The 23,164-nt window shown below is 36.9% G+C and carries 16 protein-coding genes; 12 read left to right on the forward strand and 4 right to left on the reverse strand.

Going from position 1 to position 23,164, the window contains the following annotated elements; genetic code table 11:
- The first annotated feature begins 304 nt into the window (after positions 1–304).
- A complete protein-coding gene (gene carB / locus LUA91_RS08520) occupies positions 305–3,142 on the forward strand; it encodes a carbamoyl-phosphate synthase large subunit (protein WP_231425628.1) in 2,838 nt (945 codons plus the stop codon).
- 51 nt (positions 3,143–3,193) lie between these two features.
- Here carB and LUA91_RS08525 read toward each other — a convergent pair whose 3' ends face one another.
- Positions 3,194–5,431, reverse strand: a complete 2,238-nt coding sequence (locus LUA91_RS08525) for a S41 family peptidase (RefSeq protein ID WP_231425629.1) — start codon at positions 5,429–5,431, stop codon at positions 3,194–3,196.
- A 154-nt stretch (positions 5,432–5,585) separates the two neighbouring features.
- On the opposite strand from LUA91_RS08525, the gene LUA91_RS08530 reads away from it, so the two are divergent.
- From LUA91_RS08530 to LUA91_RS08555, 6 genes are all read left to right on the forward strand, one after another.
- The gene (locus LUA91_RS08530) at positions 5,586–6,143 is read left to right on the forward strand and encodes an RNA polymerase sigma factor (RefSeq protein ID WP_231425630.1); all 558 of its coding nucleotides are present in this window, start codon (positions 5,586–5,588) and stop codon (positions 6,141–6,143) included.
- On the forward strand, positions 6,136–6,681 hold the full coding sequence (locus LUA91_RS08535) for a hypothetical protein (protein ID WP_231425631.1): 546 nt from the start codon (positions 6,136–6,138) through the stop codon (positions 6,679–6,681). Before LUA91_RS08530 ends, LUA91_RS08535 begins: the two co-directional genes overlap by 8 nt.
- A 174-nt stretch (positions 6,682–6,855) precedes the next feature.
- The gene (locus tag LUA91_RS08540; protein WP_231425632.1) at positions 6,856–8,130 is read left to right on the forward strand and encodes a hypothetical protein; all 1,275 of its coding nucleotides are present in this window, start codon (positions 6,856–6,858) and stop codon (positions 8,128–8,130) included.
- Positions 8,131–8,398: 268 nt separating this feature from the next.
- Positions 8,399–9,769 (forward strand): S41 family peptidase, encoded by a 1,371-nt coding sequence (locus LUA91_RS08545; RefSeq protein WP_231425633.1) that lies wholly within the window; start codon positions 8,399–8,401, stop codon positions 9,767–9,769.
- Positions 9,770–9,813: 44 nt separating this feature from the next.
- Positions 9,814–10,359 carry a peroxiredoxin gene (locus tag LUA91_RS08550; RefSeq protein ID WP_231425634.1) on the forward strand — a complete coding sequence of 182 codons (546 nt, stop codon included), beginning with the start codon at positions 9,814–9,816 and terminating at the stop codon, positions 10,357–10,359.
- 102 nt (positions 10,360–10,461) lie between these two features.
- The gene (locus LUA91_RS08555; RefSeq protein ID WP_231425635.1) at positions 10,462–11,091 is read left to right on the forward strand and encodes a Pr6Pr family membrane protein; all 630 of its coding nucleotides are present in this window, start codon (positions 10,462–10,464) and stop codon (positions 11,089–11,091) included.
- Here the strand turns inward: LUA91_RS08555 and LUA91_RS08560 are convergent.
- Complete coding sequence (locus tag LUA91_RS08560; RefSeq protein WP_231425636.1) at positions 11,088–11,978, reverse strand: bestrophin family protein; 891 nt, start codon at positions 11,976–11,978, stop codon at positions 11,088–11,090. The two genes, LUA91_RS08555 and LUA91_RS08560, sit on opposite strands and share 4 nt — an antisense overlap.
- 137 nt (positions 11,979–12,115) lie before the next feature.
- On the opposite strand from LUA91_RS08560, the gene LUA91_RS08565 reads away from it, so the two are divergent.
- Together LUA91_RS08565 and LUA91_RS08570 are read left to right on the forward strand one after the other, a co-directional pair.
- Positions 12,116–13,639, forward strand: a complete 1,524-nt coding sequence (locus LUA91_RS08565; protein ID WP_231425637.1) for an MFS transporter — start codon at positions 12,116–12,118, stop codon at positions 13,637–13,639.
- A gap of 10 nt (positions 13,640–13,649) precedes the next feature.
- Entirely contained in the window at positions 13,650–13,901 is a 252-nt protein-coding gene (locus LUA91_RS08570) for a DUF6814 family protein (RefSeq protein WP_231425638.1), read from the forward strand.
- Positions 13,902–13,973: 72 nt separating this feature from the next.
- On the opposite strand, the gene LUA91_RS08575 is transcribed toward LUA91_RS08570, so the two are convergent.
- Both LUA91_RS08575 and LUA91_RS08580 read right to left on the reverse strand, forming a co-directional pair.
- On the reverse strand, positions 13,974–15,158 hold the full coding sequence (locus LUA91_RS08575; protein WP_231425639.1) for a class I SAM-dependent rRNA methyltransferase: 1,185 nt from the start codon (positions 15,156–15,158) through the stop codon (positions 13,974–13,976).
- A gap of 105 nt (positions 15,159–15,263) precedes the next feature.
- Positions 15,264–16,298, reverse strand: a complete 1,035-nt coding sequence (locus LUA91_RS08580) for a LacI family DNA-binding transcriptional regulator (protein WP_231425640.1) — start codon at positions 16,296–16,298, stop codon at positions 15,264–15,266.
- A gap of 267 nt (positions 16,299–16,565) precedes the next feature.
- Here LUA91_RS08580 and LUA91_RS08585 point away from each other — a divergent pair, with 267 nt between their 5' ends.
- Genes LUA91_RS08585 through LUA91_RS08595 form a run of 3 tightly spaced genes read left to right on the forward strand, consistent with a single transcriptional unit; the run spans position 16,566 to position 23,150 of the window.
- Entirely contained in the window at positions 16,566–19,754 is a 3,189-nt protein-coding gene (locus tag LUA91_RS08585; protein WP_231425641.1) for a TonB-dependent receptor, read from the forward strand.
- Positions 19,755–19,776: 22 nt separating this feature from the next.
- The gene (locus LUA91_RS08590; protein WP_231425642.1) at positions 19,777–21,573 is read left to right on the forward strand and encodes a RagB/SusD family nutrient uptake outer membrane protein; all 1,797 of its coding nucleotides are present in this window, start codon (positions 19,777–19,779) and stop codon (positions 21,571–21,573) included.
- Positions 21,574–21,584: 11 nt separating this feature from the next.
- Positions 21,585–23,150 (forward strand): DUF4957 domain-containing protein, encoded by a 1,566-nt coding sequence (locus LUA91_RS08595; protein ID WP_231425643.1) that lies wholly within the window; start codon positions 21,585–21,587, stop codon positions 23,148–23,150.
- The last annotated feature ends 14 nt before the right edge of the window (positions 23,151–23,164 follow it).

Raw genomic sequence — 23,164 nt, forward strand, 5'->3', positions numbered from 1 at the left:
CTAAAAGGCGTATAGTAATGGAATTAAGGGATATGATAACAGCCATCCTAATTGTATTCGCTGGAGGAGATCCGGACAAAATATTTAAAACATAAAAAATGGTCGGAATTTCTTCCGACCACGACTACTTATAAACTCCTCTTTTTTATTTTAAAAAATTGATTTAAAAACGATACGAAAACTCTATCTTTGCATCCCGACAGAACAGTTGGGATTTTCTTCTTTACAAGCAAACAACCTTCTTGCTTCTTCAGCCTAAAAAGGCGCACACTTTAGAATTTTAATTTTTGTATTAAGCTTAATCATGCCTAAAGACACTTCCATACGCTCAGTATTAATTATCGGATCAGGCCCAATTATTATTGGCCAGGCCTGCGAATTTGATTATGCAGGTTCGCAAGCGGCACTTTCCTTAAAAGATGAAGGAATAACCGTTTCCATTATCAATTCCAATCCGGCAACCATCATGACGGATAAAGTAATTGGCGATCATGTTTATCTTCGCCCTTTAACAGTTGATTCAATCGAGGCTATTTTACAGGAGCACATTGCCTCTGCTGATTTGCCTAACATTGATGCTGTATTGCCAACAATGGGTGGTCAAACCGCATTAAATCTTTGTGTAGAAGCTTCAGAGCGTGGTGTTTGGGAAAAATATGGTGTTAAAGTAGTAGGTGTGGATGTAGCGGCCATCGAAAAAACTGAAAACCGTGAAGCTTTCCGCCAATTAATGGTTGATATAGGTGTTGGTGTAGCACCATCTAAAATTGCCAATTCATTTTTAGAAGGTAAAGAAGCTGCACAGGAAATCGGTTTTCCATTGGTAATTCGCCCATCTTATACTTTAGGTGGTTCTGGTGGTGGTTTTGTCCACAAAAAAGAAGAATTTGATGCAGCGCTTAAACGCGGCTTAGAAGCTTCTCCAACTCACGAAGTATTAGTAGAACAAGCTGTTTTAGGTTGGAAAGAATACGAATTGGAGTTATTGAGAGATAGCAATGATAACGTAATTATTATTTGCTCAATCGAAAACTTCGATCCAATGGGTATCCATACAGGAGATTCAATTACAGTTGCTCCTGCAATGACTTTATCTGATCGTTGTTACCAGGAAATGCGTAACCAGGCAATTAAAATGATGCGTGCCATCGGAACTTTTGCTGGTGGTTGTAACGTTCAGTTTTCGGTTAACCCTGCTAATGATGATATTATCGCCATCGAAATTAATCCTCGTGTATCTCGTTCATCAGCGTTAGCAAGTAAAGCAACTGGTTATCCAATTGCTAAAATTGCGGCTAAGTTGGCTATCGGTTACAACTTAGATGAAATCGAAAATCAGATTACCAAAACCACTTCAGCATATTTCGAACCTACTTTAGATTACGTAATTGTTAAAATTCCACGTTGGAATTTCGACAAGTTTAAAGGCGCCAATAAAGAACTGGGTTTACAAATGAAATCTGTTGGTGAGGTAATGGCCATTGGCCGTACTTTCATCGAAGCTTTGCAAAAAGCTTGTCAGAGTTTAGAAATTGGCCGTGCTGGTTTAGGTGCAGATGGCAGACAAGTTCGTAACATCGAAGAAATTATGGACGGTTTGGAGCATGCTTCATGGAACCGTTTATTCTTAATAAAAGATGCCATGGCTATGGGAGTACCTTTGGAATCGATCCGTAAGGTTACAAAAATTGACAAATGGTTCTTAAATCAAATTCAAGACCTTGTTCTTTTAGAAACGGAGTTAAAAAGATATTCTTTAAATAACATTCCTCAAGATTTCTTCTTCACGCTAAAACAAAAAGGTTTCTCTGATATCCAGATTGCCTGGTTGCTAGGAAACGTAACTGAAGATGAAGTTTACGATCGCCGTAAAGCTTTAGGCATAAACAGGGTATATAAAATGGTTGATACTTGCGCTGCGGAATTTCCTGCGCAAACACCATATTACTACTCATCATTTGATCAAGAAAACGAATCAATTTCTTCAGATAAGAAAAAAGTAATCGTTTTAGGTTCTGGTCCAAACCGTATTGGGCAAGGTATAGAATTCGATTATTCTTGTGTACACGGTTTGTTAGCCGCTAAAGAATCGGGTTTCGAAGCCATTATGGTTAACTGTAACCCTGAAACGGTTTCTACCGATTTTAACATGGCCGATAAATTATATTTCGAGCCAGTTTTCTGGGAACATGTTCGTGAAATTATCGAACTGGAAAAACCTGTAGGTGTTATAGTTCAGTTAGGTGGACAAACCGCTTTGAAAATGGCTGAAAAGCTAACCGAACAAGGCATCAAAATTATCGGAACTTCTTTCGAGAACATGGATATCGCTGAAGATCGCGGTCGTTTCTCTGATTTATTGAAAGAGTTAAATATTCCTTATCCAAAATATGGCGTTGCTGAAAATGCTGAAGAAGCCATCGTTGTAGCAAACGAAGTGGGCTATCCGGTATTGGTTCGTCCGAGTTATGTTTTGGGCGGACAAGGCATGAGTATCGTCATCAACGATGAAGATCTTGAAAAAGCAGTTGTTAAATTGTTGGGCGATTTACCCGGCAACCGTGTATTGATCGATCACTTTTTAGATCGGGCAGAAGAAGCCGAGTCGGATTCGATTTCTGATGGCGATGATGTTCACATTGTAGGGATGATGGAGCATATTGAGCCTGCGGGTATTCACTCCGGAGATTCATTCGCGGTATTGCCAACTTTCAGCTTACCGGAAACGGTAACCAAATCGATGGAAGAATACTCGATTAAAATTGCAAAAGCTTTAGATGTGCGTGGTTTATTGAACATTCAGTTTGCCATTAAAGATGAGAAAGTTTATGTAATTGAAGCAAATCCAAGAGCTTCGAGAACAGTTCCATTTATCGCGAAAGCTTACGATGTTCCTTATATTAACATTGCTGCAAAAATTATGTTAGGTGTAGCGAAATTAAAAGATTTCACCATCGAACGTAAACTAAAAGGCTACGCGATTAAAGAACCGGTTTTTTCTTACGAGAAATTCCCTGAAGTAACTAAAGAGTTAGGTCCGGAAATGAAATCTACCGGTGAAGCCATTCGTTTCATTAAAGATTTAGAGGATCCTTATTTCCGCAAGCTTTATAAAGATAAATCAATGTACTTGAGTAAATAATAGCAAAGGGCGATGGAAACATCGCCCTTTTTTTTAATCAGAAATAATTTTTTACCAGCCTTTATTCAAGGTTTCCATCGCTTTTTCAAGCAGTTCATCTTTACCTTGCTTAATTCCATTTATGGTTGGATAAATCACTTCATCAATTTTTACACCTACTCTTTGTGTAGGTTTCCCATCAGGATAAAAAACACCTAGTCCCGATATCATGGTATTTAAACCACCGGGCAACATGATGTACGATACATTACCATCAGCACCTGCAGTTGTACTGCCAATTACTTTTACATTAGGTGAGCTTTGAAAAGCCATTGTTGTGTATTCCGCCTGGCTTTGCGACGTTGAATTTACAATAACCACAACTTTACCCTTGTAATTATCAGATGATTTTTTGCCATTGGCTATTGTTGGTCCATATTTAAATGAACCTGGATAATCTGTACTTCCGATGGAAAATTTAACAAATGGGGTAGACATGTTCTTAATGTAATTCCCAAAAGTAAAAGGCATAAATTCTGATGGATAACATCGCATATCTACAATGATGCCTTTAGTATTTTCGAATTTCTTTTTGATATCTGGTAGCATTGCATTTTTATATTTCCCCGGGAACACATAACCAATATTTTCATTGATAAGTTTGAAAGGTTCGGCTTTATCAAAATCAGGATCTCTTCGTCCTTGAGTTAATGTTCCCATTGATAAATCGTATTCGAATTGATTACCATCTCGATTAACTGCAATTTTCAAACGGGCTTCATTGCTCCTAAGCAAGAAACTTCTTGGCAAATCGCGAAGTTGAGTGTCGTAATTAGATGCCGCGGTAAGTGGTTGATATTCTTTTATAAGATCTTTTACTTCTTTTCCTTGTATTGATGTAATGATATCGCCTACTTTTAATTTCTCTCTAACATCAAGTGTATCGGTATGTAATGCGGTGATTGTTAATTTATTTTCAATAAATTTTGCCTGAAATGGTGCAGTATATTTTCCTTTAAAATCATTAATCGCTTTGCTGCCACTCCATAAATTGGCATGTGTATCGTTTACCGATGCAATAAGTTTTAAAGCAGCTTTTCCATAATCCAGTTCATTTTTTGCATTTACAAATTCAGGCAACGAGGTTTTTAATACGTTGTTCCAATCCTGCCCAATCACATTTTTATACGGAAAAAAATAATTGATCATGGCCCAATAACGGTAGAGCGATAACAAACGATAACCTGCATCTGGATAGGTCATTGCCGAATATGGCTTTTCATTTTTAAATACTGGGTTGCCTATTTGCGGAGCCATATCGATATAATAGTTTACTGCTCTATTTCGGTTATCTCTTACAAATTCGAGTTTTTGCAACACCGATTCCTCCATAATTCTGCTATCGAATATTGATCCATAATCAGGTTTTATTTCATAATTCGCATTAGCGATAGATTTACAATTTTTGCATGCATCTGGTTTTGGTAACTTATCTAGGAACGTTTCAAGCGTAGTATTCAATTCCTTATTATTTTTAGCTTGAATAACCGAAGGCAATAACCTGAATAATTCTGCATCCCAATTGTAATCACCTTTGGCAATAGCAGGATGATGGTATTTCAGAAAACCCCAAAACTGACCTGCAATAGTTAAATTTGTGGTTAACTGATCAGTAAGAGTGATTTCTTTTATACCAGAGCTTTTTGCAAATGCAGTATCAAGATCAGCTTTGGGTACAATGATTTTTTTCAATGTAGCTTTAGCAATGGGTTTATCATCAATAAATACTTCGAAATGATCGAACCAGGCTTTTCCTTCTCCTACCAGCAATCCGCCAATGTGCAAGGTTCTAACATCTTCGCTTTTGTAATCCAATTCAATCGAATACTGCTTCCAATCGGTAGTTCCTGATATTCCCCTATCTTGCATATTGTCAAAAGCAATCGACTGGATATTCTTGTCGTCAATTCTTGCCCATAAGCCTGCATAGCCTTTACTTACATTTTCAGTTTTAACATAACCTTTTATTTCAATTTTCTTGCCTTCAAAAGTTTGTTTTATGGGATAGTCGATTACACCAAAATCTGCTCCTGCTCCTTTTTTTTCAATTAAAAGGCTATATTTTCCGTCCTGTTTTATCAGGCTATCCAATTGTACCGGATAAGCCTTTTTTTGTTCCTCCTTAAACGAGAAAAGCCACCCTTGAGGCATTCTGTTTTTATCTAATTCTTCAAAACTGCCGTTAATTTTAAATTGAGAGTGAATTTTGCACGATATCAATAATAGTACAATGAGAAGTGATGATTTCATAAATTTAGATAGGATTGAATAAATTGGTTTTGTAAATATAAATGCTAAGCCTAAGCAATCCAAATATCAAACAAGAGATCCTTTTCAAATTTTTTTATACCTTGATGCAACGTTTTAAAATCCCTTATGTCTTATAATCAGAATATTCAAAATTTTGGAGACCGTTTACGTAGATAAAAATCTAGAGCTAGTAAAAGCATGCATGCAGGGCAGCCGGGCAGCGCAGTTTGATTTGTACAAACTGTATGCAAAGGCAATGTATAATGTAGCGTTACGAATTCTAAATTATGAAGAAGAAGCTGAAGATGTTTTGCAGGAATCGTTTTTAGATGCCTTTACCCGAATTGTTGATTTCAGACAGGAAACCACGTTTGGGCTCTGGCTAAAGCAAATTGTAATTAATAAATCAATCAATTACCTGCGCAAACGCAAATTTGAATTTGTTGGAACAGATGAAATAGCTGAATTACCAGATGAAATATCTGCAGATGACTACGAAATTAAGCTGCAAGCCGATGAAGTGAGAAACGCAATTGCAGAACTGCCTGATGGTTATAGAGTGGTATTGAGTTTATACCTTTTGGAGGGCTACGATCATGAGGAAATTGCACACATTTTAAAAATTAGTGAAAATACAAGTCGCACACAGTATATGAGGGCGAAGAAAAAGTTAAAAAGTATTTTAGAACAGAAAGGGATGAGAGATGAATAACAGGTTAGAAACTTTTGTTAAAGAAAACCGAAAGGCTTTTGATTTCATGGAGCCACCAGTTGGCCTTTGGGCAAAGATTGAATTGGAGTTAGATGCCAAGAAATTTCAAGAAGAAAAGAATAAAAAAAAGCCAGTAAAGCTGTACTTATGGATGAGTGTGGCCGCAAGTATCGTAGTTGTTTTCGGTTTAGTTTGGTTATACGCCGGAAGGATGCAAAACAAAGATTTAGAAATCGCTGATGTTAATGAAGCTTATGCAAAAAAAGAGGTTCATTTTACAGGCTTAATTACCGAAAAAAGAGATAGTTTGGCCATTTTCGCCTCGGCTAATCCCGAACTCTACAAAAAGTTTACCGCAGATTTAGCTAAGCTTGATGAAGAGTACGAAAGACTGAGATCGGAACTTCCAACATCGCCAAACCAAACATTTGTAGTAAAAGCAATGGTTAAAAACCGCGAAATTCAATTGCAGTTATTAAAACAGCAATTACTAATCATTAATCAGGTAGATGATTATAAAAGAGTAAATCAGATTTAGTGGAAAGTTTAAAAGTAAAAAGTTTAAAGTAGAAAGTAAAAAGTGTAAAGTTCAAAGTACTTTAAGTCTTGATACTTGATACTTAATACTCGATACTAACACAATACGCTCACTGCATTTAAAAGCAAAACCGGTCGGCAGGTTTGGCCAATAAATGTTTAACAATTAACAAACATGAAAACAATAAAAATATTTTTAGCCATTGTGGCTTTTATCGCCGTAAAAACGAATGCGCAAGAAGGCATTGTGGTCAGCGCATCAAATAATACCTACGCATCAGTATCGGTTAAAAGTACAGTAAGTGTAGATCAGGATGTTCAACCTGGAGCAGATGCGGAACGATCGAAGACATTTACAAAAAGCTTTAGCGTTGATAATAGCGATAAAGTAAATCTTAACAATCAATACGGTTCAATCATTATCAAAACCTGGGATCGGAAAGAAGTGAAAGTAGATATTGATATCAAAGCTTTCAGCAATTCTGATAATGATGTGCAAAAGCTACTGGATGCTGTAAATATTGATGCCAATAAAAACGGTGACGTCGTTTCCATTAAAACCAATTTAGCTGATAGAGGCGGACGTTGGGGCAGAGGAGTAAGAAATGGTGTAACCACGTGGAGAAGAGAAGTTAAAATCAATTATGTGGTTTATATGCCATCATCTAATCCATTATCAGTTCTACAACAATATGGAAATGTAGAATTAGGCAATTTCTCTGGCCCAACTTCATTAAAAGTTCAATATGGGAATTTGGTAGCAGGCAATTTGAGCAATGCTAATAATTATGTGAATGTACAATACGGAAAGTGTGATATACAGGATTTAAACGCTGCGGTGGTAAAACATGAATATAACGGCCCGGTAACTATTGGCTCAGTTGGTACCCTGGAGTTGGATGCTGAATATGTTGGTGTAAATATTAATACCATCAGAAGGTCGGCCGATATTAAAGTTCAATATGGTAAAGGTTTAACTGTTGGCACTATTGGGGGTAACCTTTTATTGAACGCAGAATATGCCAAAGTGAACATCAATACTGTGAAAGGAAATACAGTGGTTAAACAAGCTTATGGTGATTTAAATATTGCATCAGCTGGAAAATTGGCTGTTAATGCAGAATATTCAAACGTTACATTAGGCACCTTAAATGGCGATGCAAACATTAATATGGATTACAACAAGTTAAATGTGAGTGAAATTACACCAGCCTGTAAAAACTTTACCTTTGGTGGTGAATATGTAAGTGTAGGATTAGGCTTTGGAGATCGCTTTAATGGAAATTTTAACGTTTCAACTTCTTATGCCGGTTTTAAATATGGTTCGAATGTTACTTCTAATTTGGTAAGTAAGGATGATGAAAACAAAAAATATTCAGGTAAAATAGGAAGTGGTGGCGCAGCAAATGTAAGTGTGAAAACAGAATATGGTTCTGTTACTTTTAAATAGCAATAAAGTGATGCCGCAGATTCGCAGATTGAAAAATCACATTTTACTTCTAACGCAGACTCATTAATCGTCATTTCGAACGAAGCCGATAAATCTTTGAAAAAGAAAATTTAACCAAACAAACTGTAGTCTTGCCAAGAAATTTGGCAAGGCTTTTTTATGATTTTTTACAATCATATGTGTATTTCTCACGATTCTTATAATTTTCAATTAATTCTTTCAAGGTTTAATAACTGAAATAAAATCATCCTTAATAATACTCAACAATATGAAGAGAATACTTTTATTGATACTCTTGCCATTTACTGTTTTAGCTCAATCAAACAAACTGACTAAAGCAGATAAAATTTATGGGCTTTCTAAGTTTTGGCAAGAGGTAAACTATAACTTCGTTTACCTGGATAAAGTTGATCGTGTTAAATGGGACAGTACCTACAAAGCGATAATTACTTCAATTCCTGAAACTAAAACAGATTACGAGTATTACCGTGAAATGCAACGGTTTTGTGCTTTGCTTAAAGATGGGCATACAAATATCTATATGCCAAACGGTAAAGATTTTGATCCAATGAATACCATGTTTGGCGACTATCGTTTTTTTATCGAGAATGTAGAAAATAAAGCGATTATCACACGAGTTAATTTGAGCAAAAAAGAGGAAATTCCTGTCGGTAGCGAAATAATTGAGGTAAATGGAAGCCCTACGGCTAAATACATTGCGGAATACGTTTCGCCATACGTTTCTTCCTCTACTGATTATGTGTTGCAGGATTGGAGTATTAGTAAGCTACTTCAGGGGTTAGAAGGAAGCCAGTTCCAGATTAAAATCAAAAAACCAAAAGGGCAAATTATAGCTTTAAAATTAACCCATAAGCGAACTGAAGAAAAGGAAGTTTTTCCAGCTTTCCCACCAGAATCATCACTTTTGGATTTTAAGTGGTATCCTAAAGAGATCGCTTATGTTGCACTAAATTCATTCGGCGATGAAAAAATTGATTCATTGTTTACTGCCAAGCTGCCAGAATTATACAAAGCCAAAGCAATTATTATTGATTTAAGGAATAATGGAGGTGGAAGTACGAGCATTGGAAGCTATATATTAAAATATTTAACTAATGATAGTTTGCTATATGGTTCTCGTTACACCACCCGCCAACTTAGTTCTGCTTTTAAAGCTTGGGGCCGATATACCGCTGTGAAAGATACTGCTAATAGCGAATGGAACAAAAAGGCCTTTTTAACCTTTAACGATAAATATTATTATAATTTTGATTACAACCCATTAAAGAATACTCTTCCCGCAAAACGTATCGTGGTTCCCACTGTTTTATTGATAGGCCATAATACAGCATCGGCAGCAGAAGATTTTTTGATTTATGCGGATAATCAAAAGCACATGACAAAAATTGGTAGAAATTCTTTCGGCAGTACCGGCCAGCCATATTTATTTGATCTTCCTGGTGGAGGAAGTGCAAGAATTTGTACCAAAAAGGACACTTATCCAGATGGACGTGAGTTTGTTGGTTATGGTGTGAAACCTGATATTGAGGTGATCCCCACAATTAAAGATTTTATGTCGAATAAAGATGCTGCATTGGTTACTTCAATTGATTTTCTCAGCAAAAAGTTGAATAAATAGTGCTTTAAGTTTTCTGTTTTTATCTACTTTTCATATTTCTACTAGTGCGAATTTGCTTAATAGTTTTAATATCTCTTTGGTTTAGCGAACTTATAGCCCAGGATGCTCCAATTAAATGGGCCACTCAAGAAACCTTTTTCGAAGATTTGGTTGGAAAGGATTTGCCTGATTTCAAAGGGCTGAAAACAAATAAAAAAGTTTTTACTAAACAAAGTTTAGATAATCAAGTTATCGTAATTAATTTTTGGTTTGAAAACTGTTCGCCGTGTATTGCAGAAATGCCCGAACTGAATAATTTGGTTGGAAAATATGCTAAACAGGGCGTAAGATTTATTGGAATCACCCACGATTCGCCACTTTCAGCAAAACGTTTTCAAACGAAAAATAGTTATAAATATGAAATCGTTAGCTTAAGCAAAGCCGATATCGCAAAGCTGAATATCAATCACGGCTTTCCGTCTAATATTTTGATTGGTAAGAATGGCAAAATCATTACAGCAATGGCCAACATTTCATTTACAAATTCAGAATTTAAAGCAAAATCAATCGCTTTTGAAGACAAAATAATTAAAGCAGTGATGCAAAAATAGATTTTAATTTAAGGCATTTCAAAATGTAAATCGCTTTACCATTAAAGCTAAAAATGATTAACTTGCCTTTGCGATCACCATATTTAAATCCTCCCAATTAATATGAAGTCATCTCCTGCTACTAAAATTTATATAGCAATAGGTACAGCTATAGTTTGGTTTGCCCTCGTCCTTCAGTTTATAGTGAGCCTTAAAGCCGCCAATTACGATTTTTGGACAACTACAAAGCTTTATTTATCTTTTTTCACGGTAACAACAAATATACTGCTAGGTATTTGTTTCGGCTCTGTTTTGTTATTGAGTAACCACAGGATAGGGAAATTTTTTACTAAGTCATCGACCATTACTGCGTTAACAGTTTATATTTTAGTAGTTGGTCTTATCTATAATGTTTTGCTGCGTGGCTTAGTGCTTCCTGTAGGATGGGCTCGGGTAGCCGACGAAATGTTACACGTAGTAACGCCCGTCATATTTTTAGTTTTTTGGATTTTATTCGTTGACAAATCAAACCTTCAATATAAAGATGCTTTTAGCTGGTTAATCTATCCGATGGCTTACATTATATTCGTTGTAGTACGTGGATATTTCATTCATGAATATCCTTATCCATTTGTTAATGTGATCAATTTAGGCTATCCTCAAGCTATTTTAAATGCATTTTTTTGTGTTCTGCTCTTTTATGTGCTTTCCATTTTACTCATTTGGCTAGGAAAAAAGCTTCACAAAAATTAAAGAATATACTCTTCGTTAATAGGTTTAATGGGCTCTGGGATATCTGTTTCTTCCAACATTTGTAAGAGATTGATTTCTATCGTTCGGGTTATCTGATTTAAAGGAACGCCCGCAGAATTGTTCTCAAATGGATTAACCAAACTCATCCCGTTTATTTGAGTGGATACAAATACAAAACCAATTAACCAACCCAAAAAGATAGCTGCCGGACCGGCATCCTGGCTAATTACCAATGTGAAAGTAACTACAAAAAGCCAGATAAATACTTTGGTTAAATAGGTATAGGTAGTGGGAAAAATAGTGTTCTTAATGCGTTCACTCATACCCATCGAATCAGAAAAGCGAACCAGCATTTCATTAATTTCGATAAACCTAAAACCATCTATTTGATTGGCTTTTGATAGTTTCTGCAAATCTCTTGATTGAATATTTAAAATCGCATTATGAAGATTTGTATGCTTTGCAATTTCATTTAAATCTTCTTCTGATAAATATTTGGTGTAAATTTCATCAACAGCGCCTCGTAAACTCGCCTTCAAAGCGTATAAAAAAGCAATGTGACGATAAATCATTCTTTTGGCAGAAACTGGATCTTCATCAATGTAATTTAATAATGCCCTTGCGAATGATCTGGAATCATTAACAATTGCACCCCAAATTTTTCTTCCTTCCCACCAACGATCGTATGCCTGGTTATTATTAAAACCTATAAAAAATGCAATTGCTGTACCTAAAACAGTTGGAATAATGGTTGGAATAACGAAATGATGGGCAATTAAATATTCTCGAATGAAGTAAGCCGCGGTACACGATCCGATCATAATCAGATCTACATGCCAGGTATTTCTTAAAATTCTACTTAATCTAATGTTTTGTATTAAAAGCATATATGTTAATTGGAAAATGAAAATACAAAACAGAAGTCATAATGTTTGGTCATGTAACAAATTTAATCACAAACAGTGCAGGTTGCTGTTTGTCATGCAAATGTTTATCTTGTGGAACCAAATATTCCCTACACCTCATGAGCGAAACTTTACCAAAGAACAATATCTTTAAAGTAATCGGTGCATCATCACTTGGAACACTGATTGAATGGTACGATTTTTACATTTTTGGCAGTTTGGCTGTTATTATTGGTCATCAACTTTTTCCTGAAGATGCTGGTGCTTCTGCCTTGATTAACACCCTGGCTATATTTGCTGCAGGTTTTATTGTTCGCCCTTTTGGTGCCCTGGTTTTTGGCCGATTGGGCGATTTAATCGGTCGTAAATACACCTTTCTTTTAACCTTGGTTTTAATGGGGGGTTCTACTTTTCTAATCGGCTTAATCCCATCATATAAAAGTATAGGTTATGCAGCCCCAATTTTAGTTTTGATTTTAAGATTGGTGCAGGGTTTGGCACTTGGTGGCGAATACGGCGGAGCAGCGACATATGTGGCAGAACATGCGCCAAAAAATAAACGTGGTTTTTTCACGAGCTGGATTCAAACCACGGCAACACTTGGACTATTCCTTTCTTTAGGTGTAATTGTAATCACAAAAAATATTCTGGGTGCTGAAACCTTTGGCGATTGGGGTTGGAGAATTCCTTTTCTTCTTTCTATCCTGTTGGTTGTTGTTTCCATTTATATCCGCATGAAAATGCATGAATCGCCCATGTTTTCAAAATTGAAAGCCGAAGGAAATGTTTCTAAAAACCCGCTAAAAGAAAGTTTTAATAACAAAGCTAATTTTAAAATGGTGTTGCTTGCCCTGTTTGGTGCAACCATGGGGCAAGGTGTAATTTGGTATACCGGACAATTTTATGCGCAATCGTTTTTAGAGAACACTTGTAAGCTTGATTTTAATGATTCACGCTATATTTTGCTTTGGGGAATTGCTTTTGCTACGCCATTTTTTGTGATTTTTGGCGCCTGGAGCGACAAGGTGGGTAGAAAATGGATCATGTTAAGTGGAATGCTTTTGGGTATTATTTTCTATCGACCAATTTATCAAATGTTTCTGGATGATACCGATTTTACCAAGATAGAACAACATGATATTTTATCATCAACTTCTGCACCGGTAACTGCCGCATCAATTGCCAATACAGCTGACAGTTTAAGAACCACAACAACCAAAATCGAATTAAAAAATGGAGCGTCTTTCCATTTGGTTAAAACAGATACTATTTCGGTACAAGGTGGAATTATTTCCGGCCCTGAAGTTTTGAAAGATAAAGTACTGCCAAAACCAATATTTTGGAAATTTGTGGGTTTAATTTTCTTTCAGATTTTATTGGTAACCATGGTGTATGGACCAATTGCAGCTTTTTTGGTCGAGTTGTTTCCAACCAAAATCAGGTATACTTCCATGTCGTTGCCATACCACATAGGAAATGGTGTATTTGGGGGTTTGGTGCCATTTATCGCTACATTAGTGGCCAGCTTTTCAGGCTCTACGCCATTATCTGGTTTGTGGTACCCAATTGGGATTGCCGCCTTAAGCCTGGTGATTGGAACGATATATCTATCAAATAAAAAAGACGAAAGTATTAACGATTAATATTATAGAAATGAATGCGTTAAAGAAATTTTTAGGTTTAGTTTGGATGATTTTGGGGCCAGTAGCCATGACATTTTTGTTTCTTCAGGCAGTGGAAAAGGTTGGTTTAACCCATACAGCTATCGAACGGACCAATACTATGTTGCAGTGGGGCATTATTCTCTTCATCTTTCTGCCCATTAGTTTGGGCCTGATGATTTTTGGGTTTTACGCATGGAAGGGAGAATATGATCGGTTGCCCGAAAGTTCAGAAGATATTTAGTTGTTTGCCAAGAAAGCAGAAATCACTTAAATTAAAACCAGTTTCCATGATTTCCGTGGCAATAATTAGCTATTACAATACCCTTAACAACAATCCTTTCAAATACTCGCCTTCTGAAAATGAAATTCTAACCGGATGATCTTCGGGTTGGCAAAACTGTTTAATAATTTGAACTTCCTTGCCTGCATCAAGCGCAGCCCAAGCAATAATTTGTTTAAAGGTTTCAATATCAACAGCGCCGGAGCAAGAAAAGGTTGCCAATAAACCACCTTTTTCGAGTAAAAGCATGCCTAAACGGTTTAGGTCTTTGTAGGCACGGGCAGCTCGATCTAATGCCGAACGCGAGGGCGCATATTTTGGTGGATCGAGTACAATAACATCGAACAATTCTCCTGAATCTTTGAAAGCCCTTAACTGTTTGTTCACATCCGATTGAATGGCTGTAACCTTTGCTGCATCAAATTTATTGAGTGCGACATTCTGTTTTAGCGTTTCTACAGCCAAGCCAGAACTATCCACACTGGTGATGCTGGCTGCTCCGTTAGCCAAGCTGTTTAAGCTGAAACCACCACTGTAACTAAAGCAATCCAATACTTTTTTGCCTTTTGTATAACTGGCTAAAATTTGTCTGTTATCACGTTGGTCGCAATAAAATCCCGATTTTTGACCTTCGGCTATGTTAATGTGATAAGCAATACCATTTTCCTTTACCTCTAAAAACTCCGGTGGATTTTCGCCCCAAAGCAAACCATTTTCTATCGGTAAACCTTCGTGTGTACGGGCTGTTGCATCACTCTTGTCAAAAATTCCTTTTGGCTGAAGTTCTGCCTTTAAAATTTCAACGATATCGTTTTTTACACCTTCAATTCCTGAACTTAATATTTGTAACGAAAGGAAGTCTGCATATTTATCAACGATCAATCCTGGAAGAAAATCGGCTTCGCTAAATACCAAACGGCAAGTATTGGTTTGTTCACTAAGAATAAACTGTCTTGAAGCAATGGCCTGTTTCAATCGGTTCTCGTACCACTTTTTATCAATGGTTTGCGTTTCATCCCATTCCAATAACCGAACAGCCACTCTCGAGTTGCTGTTGTAGTAGCCGTAAGCTAAAAATTCGTTATCAAAAGCGAAAACTTTAACCACTTCCCCATTTTCGGGTTTTCCTTTAACTTTTTCTAATGCGCCAGAAAATACCCATGGATGTCTTTGTAATGCTGCTTTTTCTTTCCCCTTTTTTAATACGATTTCTACCATGTTGCAAAGGTAGTAATTAGTTTGCAGTTGGGGGTTTGGAGTCGATGTCTATAGTTCAAATGAACTATGGTAACGCTTGTCGCAAAACTCCTAGCGCTATTAGCTTTACAGAAACCTGTTTCCCAACGTTTTTTGCATCCTTACCAGTTCTGTATCCAGTATTTTGGTTTCAAATTCTGTGATTTCCCTTTTCGCCTCAATCATTGAGATTAAAAGTTCGGTAGCCACCTGGCCCATTTCGAAAGCGGGCTGTTTAACCGATGTTAGTGATGGAGAAAATAACTCAACCAGGTTGGAATTGGTAAATCCAGCAATAGCGATTTTGTGCGCAATTTCAGGATTTGTTTTTTTCAGAGCCATAATACAACCAGTGGTTAATCGATCGCTAGAAATGAAAATTCCATCGGGTTTATGAGGTAAAAGTTCCTTAACAGCCTGCTCCAATTCGGCAGAATGCATGCCGCCATGTTGGCAATATTTTACCAACTCGGGTTTAAATTCGATGTGGTATTTTGCTAGCGCAGCTTGATAGCCTTTCAATCGTTCCCGGGTGATTGATAAATTTTCGGAATTGGTGAGGTGTGCTATGGTTCTTTTGCCTGATAAGATGAGGTGTTCAGTAGCATCAAAAGCGCCTTTAAAATTATTTGCAATTACTTTATGTGTAGCAAAATCTTCAGGAACCCGATCAAAAAAAACGATTGGAAGTCCTTTTGCGTATAAGTCGCGGAGATAAGTAATGTCTTGTGTTTCAGAAGAAAGCGCTATCAATAATCCGTCAATTGATCTTGATGCCAAATGCTCTACGTTGAGTTTTTCCTGCTTATGCGATTCGTGAGTTTGGGAAATTATTACGTGGTAACCGCGATCGTAAGCAATGGATTCTATGCCGTTAATTACCTGCGAAAAGAAGTTATTGGCAATTTCACTAACAATGATTCCGATGGAATAACTTCGCCTTTCTTTTAGACTTCGGGCAATGGGATTGGCCCGATAATTTACCTTTTCTGCATAGGCTAAAACAAGCTTTTTGGTTTCTTCGCTAATCTCATAACGATCTCTCAAAGCCCGCGAAACCGTCGAAGTTGACAGTCCGAGCGCCTTGGCAATGTCTTTTATGGTGGAAGTTTCAAATCTCATTTTATGGTAATGCGTACAAGTTACAAAAAATATCTTTTATGGCATGTTTCAAAGCCATATTAATAAGCGTTAAAACGACGTTTTTGGGAACGTTTGCACACTTTTTTAGTTAAATCTGGTTTCAATCGATTTTAAGTTTGTAAAATTGTTACATCAATCTAACCAAATATTAACAAACAATCATACTTCGATAGAGAATTATATTCTACGTGCAAGCGATTGCATCAGTCTTAATAGAAACCAAATTTTTCAATTAAATACATAATTATGAACAGAGTTTTACTCGTTTTATCATTTCTATCTTTTTTTGGATTTTCTGTAGCGCATGGCCAAACCAAGCAATTTACAGGAACCGTTAAAGATAAGGCTGATGGGCAACCTTTAGTGGGCGTTAGTGTAACCGTAAAAGATTCGAAAACTGGCGGCAGTACCGATGCAAATGGCGTATTTAAAGTTACCGTACCTCAAAAAGGTGGGGTGCTTACGTTTACTTACATTGGATACAAAACCCGAACCATCACACTTGCCGAGCAAAGCAAATTGGATATTACACTAGAGGAAGATGCCAATACCCTACAAGAGGTTACTGTTAACATTGGTTATGGTGTGGTTCGCAAGAAAGATTTAACAGGGGCAGTTTCTTCCGTTGGAGCAGACGTAATTGCAGCAGCTCCTGTTTCATCAGCGCTAGAAGCTATTCAAGGTCGTGTGGCAGGTATTAATATCGCCTCTACAGAAGGTTCGCCCGATGCAGATTTAGTAGTACGTGTTCGTGGTGGAGGTTCCATCACTGGTGATAACTCTCCACTTTACATTGTTGATGGTTTTCCTGTAGCTTCAATTGCTGATATTGCGCCACAAGATATCGAAACCATTGATGTGTTGAAAGATGCTTCATCTACAGCAATCTATGGATCAAGAGGTGCAAACGGAGTAATTTTGGTTACCACAAAAAATAGTAAGGATGGAAAAACATCTGTAAGCTACAATGTATTTACGGGTATTAAACAACTGGCCAATAAGTTGGATGTTTTAACGCCAATTGATTATGTTACATGGCAATACGAGAGAGCGCTTTTAGATAAAACGCCAAATGATTATACACAGTATTTTGGTAATTACCAGGATATTGATTTGTATAGAAATGTGCCTGCAAATGATTGGCAGGATATTATTTTTGGTCGCACCGGAACTACTTTTAATCAAAACCTGAACATTAGCGGAGGTGGCGAAAAAACAAAGTATAGCCTAAGCCATAGTTTTGTGAAAGATAAAGCGATTATGCAACTTTCAGAATTCGAAAGACAAAACATCAACTTTAAATTAAACCATAAATTATACAAAGGCCTTACGCTGGATTTTGGTTTGAGGTATGCCGATACCAAAACAAAAGGTGGTGGTGCCAACGAGCAAAATGAAGTTTCATCTGCCGATTCACGACTGAAAAATGCAATGCTTTATCCATCGTTTCCGGTTCCTGGATTAACCACTACAACTGAAACAGATGATGAATTTAACCTTTACAATCCTTTAATATCCATTTCAGATAATGATCAATATGTTCATCGTAAAACCTATAACATCAATGGTGCAATAAGCTATGATATTATTGAGAATTTAAGATTACGTTCTGAAGTAGGATACGATGGTTTTAGAAATGACATGGATCGTTTTTACGGAACCACCACTTATTATGTAAGAAATGTGCCTTCGGCAGAAAATCAAAACCTACCGGCGTTAATTTTAACCAATACCAACAGAAACAGCATTAGAAATACCAATACATTAAACTATAATTTTAGTAAGGTTTTAGGTAAAAATCACAATCTGAATGTTTTGTTAGGTCAAGAGTTTATCAAAACAGAATTGGGCATTTTAACCAATGTTATTCATGGTTTTCCAAAATCTTTTGGTTTTCAAGATGCAAGGGTATTAACTACTCAAGGTAAGGCCAATGCCATTGATAACAACTTTTCTCCGGATGATAAGTTACTGTCGTTCTTTGGAAGAGCCAATTATGATTATCAGGGTAAATATTTGTTAAGTGCTACTTTCAGGGCTGATGGTTCCTCTAAATTTTCTCCCGAAAATCAGTGGGGTTATTTTCCATCAGTTTCCGGAGCTTGGAGAATTTCGCAAGAGGAATTTATGAAAGGAACAAAATCATGGTTAACTGATTTAAAACTAAGAGCGAGTTACGGTACTGCTGGTAACAATAATATTCCTCCAGGCCAAATGAACCAAACTTTCCAGAACTCGGTTACCACCTGGGTAAATGGTTTCAACAATTACTGGGCTGCATCAAAAACGATGGCTAATCCTGATTTGAAATGGGAAACTACAGTTACCAAAAATATAGGATTGGACTTTTCATTGTTCGATTATAAGTTAACAGGTACCATCGATGCCTATTTGAATCGCACTAAAGATTTATTATTGCAGTTTCCGGTAGCAGGGACAGGATATGATTTTCAGTACCGTAACATTGGCGAAACGCAAAACAAAGGACTTGAGTTTTCATTGAACTGGAACGCCATTAAAAAAACAAATTTTGATTTAAGCTTTAGTGCCAATATCAACTTCAATAGAAATAAAATCATTTCATTAGGTGCGATTAAAAACATCAATGGTACATCTAATTGGGCATCCACAGAAATTAACGTAGATTATTTAGTGGAAGAAGGATCATCAGTTGGTAGAATTTATGGCTATAGAAATGCAGGCAGATACGAAGTTTCTGATTTCTCTGGCTATAATGCCACAACCGGAACCTGGACATTAAAACCTGGTGTTGTTGATGCCACTGCTTTTATTGGCGCACTTCGTCCGGGCTCAATGAAAATCCAGGATCTTTCAGGTGATGGTAAAATTGACTTATCAGACAGAACGGTTATCGGAAATGCAAATCCTTTAAACACTGGTGGTTTTTCTGTTAATTCTAGAATTTATGGCTTCGATATCGGTGCCTATTTCAACTGGAGCTATGGAAATGACATTTATAACGCCAATAAAATCGAATACACTTCAACCAGTAAGTACAGTTCTAGAAACATGATTTCTATTATGGAAAGCGGTAGCCGTTGGAATAATCTTCGCCCGGATGGAACGATTAGTAACGACCCAGCTGAATTAACAGCTATGAATGCTAACACTACTTTATGGTCACCATTTATGAAAACTTTTGTTTTAAGCGATTGGGCTGTTGAAGATGGATCTTTCTTGCGTTTATCAACCTTAACATTGGGTTATACTTTACCATCAAAAATCTCTGAAAAATTGAAAATGAAGAAATTAAGGGTTTACGCATCTGCTTATAACCTTTGGTTACTTACAAACTATACTGGTTTCGATCCTGAAGTTTCTACACGTCGTAGAACAAACCTTACTCCAGGGGTAGATTATTCTGCTTATCCAAAAAGTCAGTCGTTTGTGTTTGGTTTAAATGTTAATTTTTAGGCGGAGTTTTAATTTTAAGAATATGAAAAAGATTATATACACCCTGTTCATCATTGCAGGAATTACAACATTAAATAGCTGTAAAAAGGCATTAGAAGCACCAACCAAATCTTCGTTGGATGAATCGGTTATCTTTTCTACACCAGGTTTGGCAGAAGGGGCAGTAGCAGGAATTATTCAATCATTTGGCGAAACAAACTCTTACCGTGGTCGTTTCTTGGTATTCTATGGCATTAACAACGATACAGAGGTTAACAATGCTTTGAAGGCAACTGCTGATGATAAATCGAGATTATCGAATTACAACACCAACGTGAATAATGGGCAGATGAATACTGATAACAATGCCTGGGCAAAATTTTACGAAGGGATTGAACGTGCTAATTTGGCTATTAGAGGGATTAGAACTTATGGAAATATTTCAAGTAGCCCACAAATGGCTCAAATTCTTGGCGAAATTTTAACACTTCGTGCGGTTTTGTATAATGATTTGATTAAGGGTTGGGGTGATGTTCCGGCTCGTTTTGAACCGATTACTACTGCAACAACTTACCTGGCCAGAAATGACAGGGACATTATTTACAAACAGCTTTTGAAAGATTTAGATGAAGCTGCGGGTTATTTACCCTGGCCAAATGATAACGCCACCACTGCAAAAGTGGAGCGTGTAAGCAAAGCATTTGCCAAAGGCTTAAGGGCTCGTTTAGCATTAGCTGCCGGAGGTTATGCGCAGCGTTTGGATGGAACAGTTCGTTTAAGTACTGATGCAGATTTATCGAAAGATAAAATGTTCGCCATTGCAAAAAAAGAATGTGTCGATATCATCAACAGCGGTAAGCTTCGCTTATTAGGCTTTGAAGAAGTTTTTAGAAAACTGAATGAAGAAGCAGGTGCCGCCGGATTGGAGTCGATCTGGGAAATTCCTTTTAGTGAAGGTAGAGGTCGTGTTATTTTTGATTTAGGTGTGAAACACTTAAAAACTGATAAATATACTGGTCAGAATAAAGGTGGTACGAATGGGCCAAATCCAATTATGCTTTATGAATATGAAACGGGTGATGTAAGAAGAGATGTTACGGTTGTTCCTTACGAATGGGATGGTGGAACAGGCGATACAGGTGGCTATCAGGTGCCATCAAGTTTAGGTCGTTTATATTTTGGTAAATACCGTTACGAATGGATGAAAAGAAGGGTTACATCAACCAATGATGATGGTTTAAACTGGATGTATATGCGTTATGCAGATGTGGTTTTAATGGCAGCAGAAGCTATTAACGAATTAGATGGACCAGCAGCAGCAGCACCATATTTAAAAATGATTCGTGATCGTGCTTTCCCGGGTAATGCGGCTAAAGTAACGGCTTTTATGGCTACGTCAACTGCATCTAAACAAACATTTTTCGATGCAATTGTGAATGAAAGGGCTTTAGAATTTACTGGTGAGATGTTAAGAAAGGGAGATTTAATCCGCTGGAACTTATTGAATACTAAGATTGCTGAAGCTAAAACTAAACTTCAACAATTAGAAGCCAGACAGGGTAAATATGCATCACTTCCACTTAAAATTTATTATAAAACATTGGCCAATGGCGAAACGATAGAAATTTACGGTTTAAACTTCGGCGATACCGATGCACAAGGCGTGGCTTTGGGATATACTTCAAACAAAGCATGGTCTTTAGCAGCAACAGGTGATGCAACTACTTACTGGGATGCATTGGCTGTAAAAGATCCGAATGCGCAGCAGTTTTGGCCAATATGGCAAGTTTTCTTAGACTCATCTAACGGATTGTTAAACAATAAGAATTTAAACTTATAATGAATTGGGTTATGAATAGAAATAAATTATATATCATCGTTTTCTGTCTGTTAACCGCAATGGGTTTATCAGGATGTAAGGACAATGTAACAGAGGAAATTACCAAATTACAAGTAGACAGGGCATTTTCTCCAACGGGTTTAACCGCTACAATTGTTGATAAAACAGGTGTTAGATTAACCTGGAAAGCAGTTAATAATGCAAAAACGTATACAATTGAGGTTTTTGAAACAGCAGATTTTTCAGGAGCTCCTGTTAGAACAATAAACGACATTACATTTTTGCAAGTACCTTATACTGTTACGGGTTTGGCGGGTGATACTCAATATGCCATCAGGGTAAAGGCAATTGGCGAAGGTGTAACGGATTCAAAATATGTTACTGCTACAGCTAAAACTGATCCTGAACAAATTTTTCAGGCGGTTAATACCGCAAAATTAACGGCAACTTCCGTAGCACTTAACTGGCCTGCTGGCCAAGCGGCAAGCACTATTACCTTAACACCGGGCAATATTACCCGTACCATTACAGCTTCCGAAGTTGCTGCAGGTGAAGCCGTAATTACAGGCTTAACAGGCGAAACATTGTATACTGCGAAATTATTAAACGGAGCAAAAGTACGCGGAACAATTACTTTTACTACTCCACTTGATTTAGGTGGTGCAATAGCTGTAACGCCTGCTGATAATTTGGCTACATTGATTGCCAATGCCAATGCAGGAGATGTTTTTGCACTTTTCCCAGGAACTTATACAATCAATGCCGATGTTTTGGTATCTAAAACAATTTCAATCAAAGGTGCCAAACCATCAGATAAACCCATTATTAAAGGTGTGGTATTTAGAATGAAAGCCAATGCAGGTTTATCCCTGAAAGATTTAGATATCGATGGAACAGGTGCATTGGATGGAAACCAAACCATTGTATATACCGATGCATCAGATGCAGCTTACGGAAACCTTTCGATAGAGAATTCGAATATCAAAAACTACGTAAAAGGGTTTATTTATGTGAATGTTAAGGCACTAATAGAATCTGTAACCATTAAGGGTAATTTATTTAGCAACATAGAATGTAACGGTGGTGATTTTATTGACTTTAGAACTGGCCTGGCCAAAACATTAAACTTCTCTAATAATACAGTTTACAATTCTGTAATTGCCAGAGATTTTTTCAGAATGGATCCGGCAGGGTCTACTAATTTCCCGGCATTTACATCTATAATTACAGCGGCCACAAATACATTAAATGGAATATGCAATGGTGCAGCAAACAGACTTTTTTATGTACGTTTAGCCAAGCATGAAATTTATTCTTCAAAAAATATTATTGCCAATTCAGGAGGTATTTTAACCAATCAGGCTTCTACTATTATTGTGCCTGCTAACTTTACTGCTAACAATTATTTCAATGCGGCAAGTTACATGGCCGGTAGTGCAACATCTGGTGCAAAATACGATACCGGAACTTTTACAACCTTAAATCCTGGATTTACCAATGCAGCTGCAGGTAACTTTACCATCAGCCAAACAGATTTAAGAGCTAATGGTGTTGGCGATCCTAGATGGCGAAACTAATTACGTTAATTTTT

The organism is Pedobacter sp. Leaf250 (genome assembly GCF_920984735.1).
Taxonomy (GTDB): domain Bacteria; phylum Bacteroidota; class Bacteroidia; order Sphingobacteriales; family Sphingobacteriaceae; genus Pedobacter.